The sequence below is a fragment of the uncultured Bradyrhizobium sp. genome (assembly GCF_936928535.1).
Lineage (GTDB): Bacteria > Pseudomonadota > Alphaproteobacteria > Rhizobiales > Xanthobacteraceae > Bradyrhizobium.
Genome location: NZ_CAKZHY010000030.1, coordinates 21,190 through 34,033, shown reverse-complemented (window position 1 = coordinate 34,033; position 12,844 = coordinate 21,190). Strand labels below are relative to the sequence as shown.

General features: G+C 64.3%; 14 protein-coding genes and 1 pseudogene. 8 read left to right on the top strand and 7 right to left on the bottom strand.

Translation table 11 applies throughout. The features are described from left to right. Positions 1–112: 112 nt before the first annotated feature. From Q0687_RS03870 to modC, 4 genes and pseudogenes are all read left to right on the top strand, one after another. Positions 113–391, top strand: a pseudogene (locus Q0687_RS03870) (hypothetical protein); the annotation flags it as partial. Between the two features lie 172 nt (positions 392–563). After that, a complete protein-coding gene (gene modA, locus Q0687_RS03865; protein WP_298872484.1) occupies positions 564–1,343 on the top strand; it encodes a molybdate ABC transporter substrate-binding protein in 780 nt (259 codons plus the stop codon). Positions 1,344–1,370: 27 nt separating this feature from the next. Next, positions 1,371–2,066 carry a molybdate ABC transporter permease subunit gene (modB, locus tag Q0687_RS03860; protein ID WP_298872482.1) on the top strand — a complete coding sequence of 232 codons (696 nt, stop codon included), beginning with the start codon at positions 1,371–1,373 and terminating at the stop codon, positions 2,064–2,066. Between the two features lie 2 nt (positions 2,067–2,068). Next, positions 2,069–2,731: a molybdenum ABC transporter ATP-binding protein gene (modC, locus tag Q0687_RS03855; protein WP_298872480.1), complete on the top strand. Its 663-nt coding sequence runs from the start codon at positions 2,069–2,071 to the stop codon at positions 2,729–2,731. Between the two features lie 145 nt (positions 2,732–2,876). Here the strand turns inward: modC and Q0687_RS03850 are convergent, their stop codons facing one another. Continuing rightward, positions 2,877–4,670 carry a potassium/proton antiporter gene (locus tag Q0687_RS03850; protein WP_298872478.1) on the bottom strand — a complete coding sequence of 598 codons (1,794 nt, stop codon included), beginning with the start codon at positions 4,668–4,670 and terminating at the stop codon, positions 2,877–2,879. A 210-nt stretch (positions 4,671–4,880) separates the two neighbouring features. Between Q0687_RS03850 and Q0687_RS03845 the strand changes: the two genes are divergently transcribed. Next, complete coding sequence (locus Q0687_RS03845; RefSeq protein ID WP_298872475.1) at positions 4,881–6,197, top strand: mechanosensitive ion channel domain-containing protein; 1,317 nt, start codon at positions 4,881–4,883, stop codon at positions 6,195–6,197. A 111-nt stretch (positions 6,198–6,308) separates the two neighbouring features. Then, positions 6,309–7,127 carry a type I methionyl aminopeptidase gene (gene map, locus Q0687_RS03840; RefSeq protein ID WP_298872473.1) on the top strand — a complete coding sequence of 273 codons (819 nt, stop codon included), beginning with the start codon at positions 6,309–6,311 and terminating at the stop codon, positions 7,125–7,127. Between the two features lie 21 nt (positions 7,128–7,148). Here map and Q0687_RS03835 read toward each other — a convergent pair whose 3' ends face one another. The 3 genes from Q0687_RS03835 to Q0687_RS03825 all read right to left on the bottom strand — a co-directional run bounded on the left by Q0687_RS03835 (position 7,149) and on the right by Q0687_RS03825 (position 9,921). Continuing rightward, positions 7,149–8,066, bottom strand: a complete 918-nt coding sequence (locus Q0687_RS03835) for a sigma-70 family RNA polymerase sigma factor (protein ID WP_298872470.1) — start codon at positions 8,064–8,066, stop codon at positions 7,149–7,151. 66 nt (positions 8,067–8,132) lie between these two features. After that, entirely contained in the window at positions 8,133–8,573 is a 441-nt protein-coding gene (locus Q0687_RS03830) for an antibiotic biosynthesis monooxygenase (RefSeq protein WP_298872468.1), read from the bottom strand. A 103-nt stretch (positions 8,574–8,676) separates the two neighbouring features. Then, entirely contained in the window at positions 8,677–9,921 is a 1,245-nt protein-coding gene (locus Q0687_RS03825) for a serine hydrolase domain-containing protein (RefSeq protein ID WP_298872466.1), read from the bottom strand. Positions 9,922–10,167: 246 nt separating this feature from the next. Here Q0687_RS03825 and radC point away from each other — a divergent pair, with 246 nt between their 5' ends. After that, positions 10,168–10,890, top strand: coding sequence for a DNA repair protein RadC (radC, locus tag Q0687_RS03820; protein ID WP_298872463.1), 723 nt, complete (start codon positions 10,168–10,170; stop codon positions 10,888–10,890). Positions 10,891–10,930: 40 nt separating this feature from the next. On the opposite strand, the gene Q0687_RS03815 is transcribed toward radC, so the two are convergent. From Q0687_RS03815 to Q0687_RS03805, 3 genes are read right to left on the bottom strand one after another with little or no spacing between them, the layout of a single operon-like run. After that, entirely contained in the window at positions 10,931–11,659 is a 729-nt protein-coding gene (locus Q0687_RS03815; protein WP_298872460.1) for an alpha/beta fold hydrolase, read from the bottom strand. 2 nt (positions 11,660–11,661) lie between these two features. Continuing rightward, positions 11,662–11,997 carry a metalloregulator ArsR/SmtB family transcription factor gene (locus tag Q0687_RS03810; protein WP_298872458.1) on the bottom strand — a complete coding sequence of 112 codons (336 nt, stop codon included), beginning with the start codon at positions 11,995–11,997 and terminating at the stop codon, positions 11,662–11,664. 29 nt (positions 11,998–12,026) lie between these two features. Continuing rightward, entirely contained in the window at positions 12,027–12,494 is a 468-nt protein-coding gene (locus tag Q0687_RS03805; protein ID WP_298872456.1) for an SRPBCC family protein, read from the bottom strand. 109 nt (positions 12,495–12,603) lie between these two features. Here Q0687_RS03805 and Q0687_RS03800 point away from each other — a divergent pair, with 109 nt between their 5' ends. After that, complete coding sequence (locus Q0687_RS03800; RefSeq protein ID WP_298872453.1) at positions 12,604–12,810, top strand: hypothetical protein; 207 nt, start codon at positions 12,604–12,606, stop codon at positions 12,808–12,810. Positions 12,811–12,844 lie beyond the last annotated feature (34 nt).

The window sequence follows — 12,844 nt, the reverse complement described above, 5'->3', positions numbered from 1 at the left end:
GCGATCCGATCAAACCTGACAAAGCTCTTGTGCCACGGGGGCCGTCCACATATGGATCCCGGATCTGCGCTGCGCGCGCCCCGGGATGACGAGGAGTTGGTTGGTTCGCACCTCCCCGCCCGAGCGCGCGCCGAAGGAGGGCACCTTTGCCGGCTTCACCAGCATCAAGGCTGTGAAGGCCGGGCTCTATACGATCAGCCTGTCCTCGGGGGCCTGGGTCGATCTGGTCCAGGACGGGCATGCCCTCAAACCCATCGCCTTCAGCGGCGCGACCGATTGCGACGGCATCCGCAAGACCATGAAATACGAACTGTCGGACAAGCCCTTCGTGCTCCAGATCAGCGGTGCCAGGGATAATTCGCTGTCGATTTCGATCCTGCCGGCGCAATAAATAGTCGCCTTTGACCTGGGGCCCCAGCCTGCTATCCTTGGGAACTGCGATATCCCAGCCGGCCGTAAGCCGTTGCGGGGACATGTGGAAAGCGCTTCCGCCCGTCGCCAACCCACCCAACGCCAGAATTGTGCGCGCGTTTGCGCACGCAGGCTCGCACGGAGCGCACGCCATGTATCGCATCGCCGGACTTTTCACCGCCCTCGTCATGCTCGCGGGCCTCTCGCCTGCGAACGCCGAGGACAAGACGATCACGGTCTTCGCCGCGGCCTCGATGAAGAACGCGCTCGACGAGGTCGATGCCGCCTACACCGCCAAGACCGGAATCAAGTTCAGCGTCAGCTATGCCGCAAGCTCGGTGCTGGCCAAGCAGATCGAGCAGGGCGCGCCGGCCGACGTGTTCGTTTCCGCAGACACCGACTGGATGGATTACGCCACCTCCAAGAAGACCATCAACGAGGCCTCCCGCGTCAACCTGCTCGGCAACAGCATCGTGCTGATCGCGCCGAAGGATTCAGAGATCAACAACGTCACCATCGCGCAAGGCTTTGACCTGGCAAAACTCGCCGGCGACGGCAGGATCGCGACCGGCGACGTCAAGTCGGTGCCGGTGGGAAAGTACGCCAAGGCGGCGCTCGAAAAGCTCGGCGCCTGGCAGGCGGCCGAGCCGAAATTCGCCATGGCCGAGAGCGTGCGCGCCGCGCTGACGCTGGTGTCGCGCGGTGAAGCCAATCTCGGCATCGTCTATTCCACCGACGCCAAGGTCGAGCCCGGCGTGAAGATCGTCGGCACCTTCCCGGCGGATTCGCATCCCGCGATCATCTATCCCGTCGCGGCGACCACCACCGCGAAGAGCGAGACCAACGACTATCTCGCCTTCCTGCGGACCTCGACCGCCAAGACCATTCTTGAAAAGTACGGCTTTAAATTCCTGATCAGCCCCACAACTTGATCTTTGCCACCTGATTTCCAGCCTTTGATGCTCGACATCTCTCCTGCCGAATGGACGGCGATCCTGCTCTCGCTCAGAGTCGCCATCATCGCGACGCTGGTGGCAACGCCGTTCGGCATTGCGCTGGCGTGGCTGCTCGCGCGCCGCGATTTCTGGGGCAAGTCGGTGCTCGATGCGCTCGTGCATCTGCCGCTGGTGCTGCCGCCCGTCGTCACAGGCTACCTGCTGCTGCTGACCTTCGGCCGCCGCGGCCTCGTCGGCGGCTTCCTCGCCGATCATCTCGGCATCGTGTTCGCCTTCCGCTGGACCGGAGCTGCACTCGCCTGCGGCGTGATGTCGTTTCCGCTGCTGGTGCGGCCGATGCGGCTGTCGATCGAGGCGATCGATCGCCGGCTCGAGCAGGCCGCCGAGACGCTGGGCGCAGCGCCCTTCAAGGTGTTCTTCACGGTGACGCTGCCCTTGGCGCTCCCCGGTGTGCTCGCCGGCATGGTGCTCGGCTTTGCCAAGGCGATCGGCGAATTCGGCGCCACCATCACCTTCGTCTCCAACATTCCCGGCGAGACCCAGACGATTTCCTCCGCGATCTATTCGCTGATCCAGACGCCGGATGGCGACGCGGCCGCAGGCCGGCTCGTCATCATCTCGATCGTGATTGCGCTCGGCGCGCTGATCGGAGCCGAATGGTTCGCCCGCCGCGCCACCGCGCGCCTTCACGGGAATTGACCATGCTGCGGGTCGACGTCGAAAAGCAGCTTGGCGAGTTTTCGCTGCACGCGACCTTCACCAGCGAAGGCCGCGTCACGGGCCTGTTCGGTGCATCCGGCGCCGGCAAGAGCTCGCTGATCAACATGATCGCCGGGCTGCTGCGGCCCGACCGCGGCACCATCGTCATCGACGGCGATGTCGTCGACGATACTGCCGCCGGCATCCACGTCCCGACCTGGCGCCGCCGCATCGGCTACGTCTTCCAGGATGCGCGGCTGTTTCCGCATCTCAACGTCGCGCAGAATCTCGATTATGGCCGGCGGATGAACCGGCTCGCGCCCGATGCTGCCCAGTACACGCGCGTCATCGAGCTGCTCGATATCGGCGCGCTGCTCGATCGCCGCCCCGGCAAGCTGTCGGGGGGCGAGCGCCAGCGCGTCGCGCTCGGCCGCGCACTGTTGTCGAAGCCGCGCCTGCTGCTGCTCGACGAGCCGCTCGGTGCACTCGACGAGGCCCGCAAGCTCGAGATCCTGCCCTATCTGGTGCGGCTGCGGGACGAAGCCAACGTTCCCATGGTCTATGTCAGCCACGACGCCGCTGAGCTACGCCAGCTCGCGACGCAGATCGTGATGCTCCGGCAGGGCCGCGTGACGTCGTTCGGCGGGGTGAAGGTGCTGACTTAGACCCTTCTCGTCATTGAGGGAAACAACGACGACTCTCGTAGGGTGGGCAAAGGCGCGCTCTTTGCGCGCCGTGCCCACGTCACATCTGTTGGTGGGCACGGCGCAAGGGCGCCTTTGCCCACCCTACGGCAGCTGCGGACCGGGGTTAGACTCCCGCGACCGCGGTCCACAGCTCGGCGAGCTTCTTGCGCAGCGTCTGCCGCCGCGTCAGCGGTGCGGGCGTCTCGTCGTCTTCCGGCAGGCGGAGGCCGACGACGTTGACGCGGCCGCCGGAGATGCTGCGCGCGACTAGCACGATCTCCCCCAATGCAAGCTCGGCACCTTCCTTCGGCGCGCGGTCGAGATGGACATCGAAATAATCGGCCAGCGTCAGCTTGCCCTCGTCCTCGGTCACCTTCACGCCGTAGATCTCGGCGAGCTCGGCGAGCGTGTGCTCGCCCGAGACCATGAAGTCGCCGAGCAGATGCGGATCGGGCGCCGTGCTCGGCTGCATGTCGACGAAGAAGCGATCGAGCGCCTCGGCCTTTTCCGGGGGCGCCAGCAGGTAGATGTAGTCGCCGGGCGCGACCGGCTCGGCCTCGACGGGCGTCAGAATGTGCTCGTTGCGGATCACCAGCGTGGGCTTCGACCAGGACGGGATCAGCCCGCGGCGGAAATACAGGCTCTTCGGTCGCACCGGATAGCCGACCAGCTGCTGCTCGAGCTGGCCGGGCAGATCGAGCTCGACACGGCGCGGCCCGCGCTCGGCGCGCGGCAGCGCGACGTGCAGCTTGCGTGCGGCGGGCGCCAGCGTCCAGCCTTGCAGCAACAGCGAGATGATCACGACGACGAAGGCGACGTCGAAATAGAGATAGGCCTTGGACAGGCCGACCAGCATCGGGATCGACGCCAGGAAGATCGCGACCGCACCGCGCAGGCCCGTCCAGGCGATGAAGATCTTTTCGCGCCAGTTGAAGCGGAATGGCGCAAGGCACACGAACACCGCGATCGGCCGCGCCACCAGCATCAGCACCAGCGAGACGGCAATCGCCGGCAGCACGCTGGAGCCGAGCCGGCTCGGCGATACCAACAGGCCGAGCAGCACGAACATCACGATTTGCGCCAGCCAGGTCGCGGCATCCAGAAACGCCACCACCGAATTATGCGCGCGTGTCGGCCGGTTGCCGATGATGATGCCCGCGAGATAGACGGCAAGAAATCCCGAGGCGTGCATGATCTGCGAGCCGCCGAAGATCACGAGGGCGGCCGTGGTCACGAACGGCGCGTGCAGGCCCTGTGGCAGCGCGACCTTGTTGAGCCCGATGACAACGAGACGGCCACCAATCACGCCGACGACGGCGCCGAGCAGCGCCTCCTGGATAAACTCCATCATCACATGGCCTGGCGTGCTCGAGCCCAGCGAGATGTATTCGACCAGCATCAAGGTGAGGAAGATCGCGAACGGATCGTTGGTGCCGGATTCCGCTTCCAGCGTCGCGCCGACGCGCGGGCGCAGGCGCAGGCCCTGGGTGTGCACCAGGAGGAACACGGCGGCCGCGTCGGTCGAGGCCACCACCGCGCCGACCAGCAGCGACTCGGTCCAGTTGAGGTCGAGCGCGTATTTCGCGAACGGTGCCGTGATCAGCGCGGTCAGGAGCACGCCGACCGTCGCAAGCACCACGGACGGTGCGAGCACGATGCGAATGCTGGCAAAGCGCGTCTTCAAGCCGCCATCGAACAGGATCAGCGCGAGCGCCACCGAGCCGACCAGATAGGTCGTGCCGACATCGTTGAACTGGAGCTGGCCGGGGCCCGCGTCACCCGCGAGCATCCCGATCGCGAGGAAGACCAGCAGCAGCGGCGCACCGAAGCGCAGCGCGAGCAGGCTCGACAGGATGCCGGCCATGACGAGGACGGCGCCGAGCAGAATGGCGATACTGAAAGAGTCGAGGGAGGCCATCCACCTTCCGGGTACAAATCGCTGGAATTGCATCCTTATCGTCGCCACACTCCCGCGCCAACCCATTTTCGCTCCTCGCGGCAATGTGCCCTTGTTTTGCGGCCTTAACGCGCTGCATTTCACGGTGTATCGATGGCCCGGCTGCAGCCTTTGTGGAATTCTGCAGCACTTCCGAATCAACCCGCCCGACCGCTTCCCCGAGACCATCAGATGGACATGGACCTCAAAGACCTCATGGAGTTCGTGCAGACGACTGCGCGCAGCGTCGGGGCGGAAATCGCATCGCCCTGGTTCTACCTGCAGTTCGGGCTCATCCTGGCATCGGCCGGGATCGCCTATGCGGCCGACACCGCCATTCACAACCGCGTCGACATGACCTCGGTGGGGATGCGTTGGCCGCTGCCGCTCCGGCACTTCGCCTGCGTGATGGTTTCCAGTGCCTCGACGGCAGTGTTCACCCTGCTGGTGATCATCTCGCGCGTGGTGATGTATCATGCGACCTGGCCGAGCCGCAGCTACCTCCTGATGGTCGCCGCCAAGCTCGGGCTCGCCTGGCTTGCGATCCGGCTCGTGACCTCGGTGCTGCGCAACGCCTTCATCGTCAAGCTGGTGTCGGTCACGGCCTGGTTCATCGCAGCGCTGTCCATCCTCGGCCAGTTCGACAGCACGGTCGACCTGCTCGACACCTACGGCATCGTCCTCGGCGGCCTCAGGCTGACGCCGCTCTTGGTGATCAAGGCCGGCGCATTGCTGATCTTCGCGCTCTGGCTCACCAACATCGCCAGCAATTTCGCCGAGAGCAAGATCAACTCGACCACCGATCTGACGCCGTCGGTCCAGGTGCTGCTGATCAAGATCATCCGCATCGGGCTGCTTGCGATCGCGATCGTGATTGCGCTCGGCACCGTCGGCATCGACCTCTCGGCACTCGCGGTGTTCTCCGGCGCGGTCGGTGTCGGTATCGGTATCGGCCTGCAAAAGATCGTCGCCAACTTCATCTCCGGCATCATTCTGCTCGCCGACAAATCGGTGAAGCCGGGCGATCTCGTCACCATCGGCGACAATACGGGACGCATCAGCGCGATGAAGACGCGCTACATTTCCGTGGCCGCCGGCGACGGCCGCGAATTCCTGGTGCCGAACGAGGATCTGGTGACGCAGAAGGTCGTCAACTGGACCTACACCGACAAGAACACGCTGGTGAAGATCACCTTCGGCACCAATTACGACGCCGATCCGAAGCTGGTCTGCAAGCTCGCGATCGAGACTGCGTCCGCCCATCCGCGCGCGCAGAAGGGCAAGCCGCCGAACTGCCTGCTGACCGAGTTCGCCGAGGCCGGCATGAAGTTTTCGCTGACGCTCTGGCTTGCGGACCCCGACGGCATGGATGCCGTCAAGAGCGACGTGATGCTGGCGCTGTGGGACGCCTTCAAGCGCGAGGGCATCCGGGTTCCCTACCCCGTCCGCGAAATCCGGGTCCGCGGCGGGGCGCTGCCGGTCGAAACCACCGTAGAAGTCCCGAATTGAGACCGCTTTCAGACGCATGGCGGGTAGGCTAAGCTTGCACCAAGGTCCGCAATCATTAAATTAGGGCCTCAAATCAAGCCCTTCCGCCATATTCCAGAAGATAGCGCCCGCATGAGCTACGTCGAAGCCACCGATACCTCCCTGCGCAAGACCGGACAGATCAAGCTGCATGGGCCGGCCGCCTTTGCCGGCATGCGCAAGGCGGGTGCTCTGGTGGCAAAATGCCTCGACGAGCTCACCGACATCGTCGGCCCGGGCGTTCCGACCGATCGCATCGACGAGTTCGTCCGCGACTTCGCGTTCAGCCATGGCGCCTATCCGGCGACGCTGATGTATCGCGGCTATCGCTACTCTACCTGCACCTCGCTCAACCACGTGGTCTGCCACGGCATGCCGGGCGACCGTCCGCTGAAGGAAGGCGACATCGTCAACATCGACGTCACCTTCATCGTCGACGGCTGGTATGGCGATTCCAGCCGGATGTATGCGGTCGGCCCGATCGCGCGCAAGGCCGAGCGGCTGATCGAGGTGACCTATGAAGCGATGATGCGCGGCATCGCCGCCGTGAAGCCCGGCGCCACCACCGGCGATATCGGCCACGCCATCCAGAGCTTCGTCGAGCCGCAGGGCATGAGCGTGGTGCGCGACTTCTGCGGTCACGGTCTCGGCCGCATGTTCCACGACGAGCCGAACATCATCCATATCGGCCGCCCCGGCGAAGGGGTGCAGCTCAAGCCCGGCATGTTCTTCACCATCGAGCCGATGATCAATCTCGGCAAGCCGCATGTGAAGATCCTGTCCGACGGCTGGACCGCCGTGACGCGCGACCGCTCGCTGTCGGCGCAGTTCGAGCACTCGGTCGGCGTCACCGCCACCGGCGTCGAGATCTTCACGCTATCGGAGCGACATGGCGAGATGCAGATCGGCTGATCTGCTTCCACCTCGGCGCCGTCAGTCCAGCGTGAACAATTCCGCGTCCTCGATCGCGTAGTGCGCGAACAGGAAATCCCTGATGTTGACGATGCTGCCGTTCTCCCAGTCGAGGAGAACGAAGTAGCGCGGCGGGCCTGACGGGTCCTGCGGGTCGAACGCGATGATCGCGGGATGCCGGTCGACGAAGCCGGGCACGAAGTGCCAGGGGCTGGTCTCTTCATAACGATGGAAATACTCGCTGACGTCGCGCCGTCCGGCCCGGCGCGTCCGGTTGACCATCTCCAGCCGCACGTCGTCGGCCAGCAGGTCGCGCAAGGAATCGAAATCGCGCGCGTTGAAGCGCTCGACATAGTGCATCAGGCGGGTGCGTTCGGCCGCCTCGAGTTCTGGAGGCCTGACGTCATCGGGCTCCGCCGCGAGTTCGCGCAGGCGAGCGCGGCCGCGTTGCAACGAGCCCTTGGTTGCCGGGACGCTGCCGCACATGATGCTGCAGACCTCATCGACGGAATAGCCGAGCACGTCGCGCAGGATCACCGCGCTGCGCTGCGCCACCGGCAGGCGCATGAAGGTCCCGAGGCTCGCGGTGACGGTCTCGCGCTCGGTCACGGGGCTGGTCAAAGCGGGGATCATGTCCAGATCTTCATCGGCATGGGCAGCAATGTAGCGGGCACGCCGGCGCAGGAAATCCAGCGCCGCGTTATGAGCGATGCGGAACAGCCAGCCTTCCGGATTGTCCAGCGGCTCGGTCCGCGCTGCGGCCTCGAAGGCCTTGAGCAGCGCATCCTGGAGCACGTCCTCGCCGTCGATGACTGAGCCCGTCATGCGCGCGCAGTAACGATGCAGCTGCGGCCGCATCTCGACGGCAAGGCGTTCGAGAGCCTGAAGGGCGGTCTGTCGGACCGCCCCGGCATCGTTGCCCGTCACATCATCTGCCAAACCGGACCTCCGCGTCACCGACAAGCGAGATACGTCAAACGGGGGCGAGATGCCACACACCAAAAATTAGGCATGGTTGACCACGACGACGTCGCACAGGATCGTCTCGGCCTTCGCGATCGCGGCCAGGCGCTGGATGTAAGGCGCGAACTTTGGATCCTTGCGGAAATTCTCGATGTCCTGGGCGTTCCGCCACTGCGAGTAATTGACGGCGCGGCCGCCCTCCTTGCCGGCGTGGACACTCGACGAGATGAAGCCGGGCTGCTTGCTGAAGAAGGTCTCGGTGCCCTCTTTGAGGAGCTGGACCAGCTTTTGCTGGTTGTCCGGCTCGACCGTGAAGACGTTGACGAGCGTGGTGATATCGCTGCCGATGCGGATGGTGGCTTCCATGTTCGAGCTCCTGGTCTGGCTGTGGGACGGGACGATTTGGGCGGCGAGCAGGGCGCCGGCACCGAGGCCGGTGGCCACGACAACTCGTCGCGACGGCGTGGCTTTGATCTCTGGCATCGAGGTTCTCCTTCGAAGACTGCGCTGGCTGCCCGGCGGGGTTCACAAGGCTGAGACGAATGGGACGTGAAAAGGAAACGGTCGGCGGCGAAGATTTTTTCGTCTAATCGCCGCGCCCATAGACGGCGTCGCGAATTTCGATCGGGAACGCACCAAAGCCGCCCTCGAGCCCGGTGTTGGTGAAGGCGATGACGGTCAATTTCGCGACGGGGTCCACGAAAAAGCTCTGGCCGTAGGCGCAGTTGAAGGTCCAGGTTCCCGTCCCTTGCGGCGATTTCGCCGCTACGCTGTCCCTCAGGACAAAGGCCCCGTAGCCGAAGCCCCAGGCGGGAAGCCCCGTCGGGCTCAGATCTCCGATCTGGCTCGTCATCATCCGCTGCACCGTGGGCGCCTTCAGGACCGGCGCGCCGCCGCGGCGGAGCGCCTCGGCAAGGCGGGCATAATCGCCGGCCGTGCTGACAAGGCCGGCCCCACCCGATGCAAAGGCCTGATGATCGAGCGCACGCGAGGGCGAGGCGTGAATGATCCCGGCGCCCCGGAACGGGACAAGCTGCGGGTCCGTCATGCGCGCCGGCTCCGGCTTGCCGTCGACATAGGGCACCGCGAGCCGCGCGCCGTCTTCGACGACGAAGCTCGTGTCGCCCATAGCCAGCGGCCTCATGACGAGGCGGCGAACGGCGTCCGGCAACGGCTCGCCTGTCGCCTTGGCGATCACCGCCCCGAGCACGTCGGTCGCGAGCGAATAGCCCCATCGCGCGCCGGGTTCGTACAGCAGCGGCGCGGCCGCGATGCGGCGGATCTCTTCGTCGAGCGTGATGTCCGACCGATCGAGGCCGTCGGAGATTCCGGCACGCTGATAGGGGCTGTCCGGCGGCTGTAGAAATCCGTAGGACAGGCCGGCCGTGTGCGTGAGCAGATGATGGATGGTGATCGCGCCGATCTTGCCGTCCGCGGTCTGCGGGTGGAAATCCGGCAGCCATTTGGTGACGGGATCCTGCGGGTCCAGTCCGCCGCGCTCGACCAGCGCCATGGCGGCGACGGAGACGATCGGTTTCGACAGTGAGGCAAGGCGGAACATGGCGTCCTCGCGCATCGGCACAGCGGCCTCGCGATCCGCGAAGCCAGCGGCACGGCGATAGATGGTTTCGCCATCCTGCATCACCAGGACGACGCTGCCGACGATGCGGCGCGCGCCAATGGCGCGATCGATCACCCGATCAAGGCGAGCCTTGCGGTCGTCGGTTTCCGATTTCGCCTGATGGCTCAAGGCCGGCGCAGCCGCAGCAAGCGTCACGGCTGCGCTTCGGGCAAGCATGGTGCGGCGTGAAAGGCGTACGAACGGCCACATCGGTCTGTCTCCATCGCGGGCCCGGCCGGCCCGCCGGATGGCGGATCTGGCGAACCCACAGCCATCAAGACGAACGGGACCGGTCGCTGGAAACGGTGAGGTCGAAATTTTTTGCACCGCAGGCCGACGTACGCGCGTCCGGTCAAGGACCGCCTGGCCGTGTTGATGCCGGGAGCGTAGCCGGACCGCAGATTTCGCCACAATTTGCGATTGCAAAGGCGCGGTTCCGCGGCAATGCTGCGCGCGATGCCCTCCAAATCCAGCCCCAGCGATCCGACCGGAAAGACCGAGCCAGACACGCCGCATTATCTCGGCCATCGCGAGCGGCTGCGTGAGCGCTTTTACAGCGCGGGCGCGGATGCGCTCAGCGACTATGAGCTATTGGAGATGGCGCTGTTTCCGGCGCTGCCGCGGCGCGATACCAAGCCGCTGGCGAAGACGCTGATCAAGACCTTCGGCTCATTCGCCGAGGTCGTGCATGCGCCGGTGGCGCGCTTGCGCGAGGTCGACGGCGTCGGCGAAGCCGCAATCAACCAGCTCAAGCTGATCGCAGCCGCCGCGCATCGTGTTGCCAAGGGCGAGGTCAACAGCCGCAACGCGCTGTCATCCTGGAACGAGGTGATCGCCTATTGCCGCACCAGCATGGCGTTCGCCGACAAGGAGCAGTTTCGCCTGCTCTTCCTCGACAAGCGCAACCAGCTCATCGCCGACGAGGTGCAGCAGACCGGCACCGTCGACCACACGCCGGTCTATCCGCGCGAAGTGATCAAGCGCGCGCTGGAGCTCTCGGCGACCGCCATCATCCTGGTGCACAATCACCCGAGCGGAGATCCCTCGCCCTCGCAGGCCGACATCCAGATGACCAAGGCGATCATCGATATCGCGAAGCCGTTGGGGATTTCGGTGCACGACCATATCATCGTCGGCAAGAACGGGCATGCGAGCCTGCGCGGCATGCGGTTGATCTAGCTGGTCGCGAAGCGATCCTGGCTCGATGGAAGAAAGCCAATCATCGGAAGAAGGCCTTGGCAGCTTCCGAAATGGCTTCGCTCGCCGGACCATCCTCGATCGAAGGCTGGCCATCGCCAGATTGAGGTCCATAGTTTCCGAACTGGCTATGGACCATACCTGCGACACGAACGATTTGCGCGTCAGCCGGCAGCTCCGACGCATGCTGCCCGATCGTCTGGGGTGGCATGATGCCGTCGCGATCCGCCGCGATGGTCAGGATTCGGAGCTGGGATTTCGAGATGTCGGAACCACAATAGGTCCCAAACAAGACAATCCCCTCGAGGTCTTGGCGGTGTTTGCTCGCGTAGTAACAGGCTGCCGCGCCTCCCAGGGAATGGCCGCCCACATACCAGCGCTCGATCCCGGTCAATTGCCTGCGCATTTCATCGGCTTGATCGAGCGAGAAGGCTGCGATGTTGAGCCTCGGCCGTCCAATGACGATATTCACCCGAGCCCTAGCGGATAGCTTAGCGAGCTTGGAGAGGTACGCTTTCGGCTCGATCCGCAGGCCCGGATAAAACAGAAGTCCAATTGTTGAAGGGGCAGCAGTCGGACGAATCACGAGGAAACCATCGAGCTCGCTGATGACGACGCGAGGATCGTGCAGTGCGCGGGCCTGCGCGAGGGGATCGGCTCTGTAGGCATCAAGCGCCCATGCAACGAAGCCACCTCCCAGCAGGGTCACCACTCCCACGCCCGCGCCGATCGCAATCAACAGCTTCTTCACGTTTAATCCTCCTCCAGGATGCTGCCGAGTCGATCGAGACGACGCTCCCACGAAGTCCGATGTTCCCTGATCCAGTGCTCAAGGGTTTCAAAGCCCGACATATCCAGGCTGCACATCCTCACACGCCCCTTCTTGTCGGACTTGAGCAATGCACAGGACTGAAGAATGCGTAGATGCTGGGTCACGGCGGTCACTGTGATACCGAGCGGCCTGGAAAGGTCCGACACGGACATTGGACCGGCGCTTAAGAGACGAATGATCCGGCGGCGCGTGGAATCACCAAGCGCGTCCAGGATTCGATCGACCTTGCCGATGCGCAAGGCCATGGACGTTGCCATTGACACGCTCCTCCCGCCTTTGGTGCTGGCTAGACCACCGGCTCAAGTCGATCGAGGAGCGCGCGCCATCCGGCTTCGCGGATTTTGGGGCCATCCGCGCCCTCAAAGAAAACGGCCTGATGTGTCAGGACCAACAACGTGCCCGAATTGTTTGGGCGGAATTCCGCGGTCACGAGCGATGCCGAGATCCGCCTCTCTCCCAGAGTCATCGTTGAAGCGGTCACAACGCGGCGATCCGCAACAACATCGAGAAAGCGCCCTTCGTAGCCGAGCACAACCAACGCAAAGGGCGTGCCTTTCTTGAAGCGGTATTGGGCGCGCTCCTCGCCCCCGACTGCGAAGTCCATGCTGAAGTGCTCGACGTCATGGTCGGGACCTTCGGCAAACCAGCGCCGCTTCTTGGATGGGTCGGAAAAAGCCGCAAACACCAAGGATGGCGGCTTGAGATAGGTCCGCTCGATGACAAACGTGTTCTCGATGACGGATTGATCAGTCATGGCTGCCCTACTCATTAGTGAAGTATAAACTTCAGTATAAAGCGCGCAACCAGATAGTCAAGTAACGACTTCAGTATTAAAGCCGTCTGCAAGACGTGGCAGGTGATCTGTGCGTAGGGCTGCGCCTGATACGGTTGATTTCGCGCTGGTGATCTGCGACAATCGCCTGGGATCGATCGCGGTGGGCCTGTTCGCGACCGGCGTCGCCACCTCGGTGCTGCTGATCGCGGCCCACGACCGTCCGTTCACCGGCCAGATCTCGATCTCGCCGGAGCCGCTGCGCCAGATCATGCCGGAAGCGCCAGGCAAGTCTTAGAAGCCAGCCCCGGCGCCGCGCTGGAGCCGCTGGT

Coding starts and splice junctions, on each gene's coding strand:
- Q0687_RS03830 (WP_298872468.1), bottom strand. CDS start 8,573: ATGCCAGAGATCAAAGCCACGCCGTCGCGACGAGTTGTCGTGGCCACC.
- modA (WP_298872484.1), top strand. CDS start 564: ATGTATCGCATCGCCGGACTTTTCACCGCCCTCGTCATGCTCGCGGGC.
- Q0687_RS03850 (WP_298872478.1), bottom strand. CDS start 4,670: ATGGCCTCCCTCGACTCTTTCAGTATCGCCATTCTGCTCGGCGCCGTC.
- modC (WP_298872480.1), top strand. CDS start 2,069: ATGCTGCGGGTCGACGTCGAAAAGCAGCTTGGCGAGTTTTCGCTGCAC.
- Q0687_RS03825 (WP_298872466.1), bottom strand. CDS start 9,921: ATGTGGCCGTTCGTACGCCTTTCACGCCGCACCATGCTTGCCCGAAGC.
- map (WP_298872473.1), top strand. CDS start 6,309: ATGAGCTACGTCGAAGCCACCGATACCTCCCTGCGCAAGACCGGACAG.
- radC (WP_298872463.1), top strand. CDS start 10,168: ATGCCCTCCAAATCCAGCCCCAGCGATCCGACCGGAAAGACCGAGCCA.
- modB (WP_298872482.1), top strand. CDS start 1,371: ATGCTCGACATCTCTCCTGCCGAATGGACGGCGATCCTGCTCTCGCTC.
- Q0687_RS03805 (WP_298872456.1), bottom strand. CDS start 12,494: ATGACTGATCAATCCGTCATCGAGAACACGTTTGTCATCGAGCGGACC.
- Q0687_RS03810 (WP_298872458.1), bottom strand. CDS start 11,997: ATGGCAACGTCCATGGCCTTGCGCATCGGCAAGGTCGATCGAATCCTG.
- Q0687_RS03845 (WP_298872475.1), top strand. CDS start 4,881: ATGGACATGGACCTCAAAGACCTCATGGAGTTCGTGCAGACGACTGCG.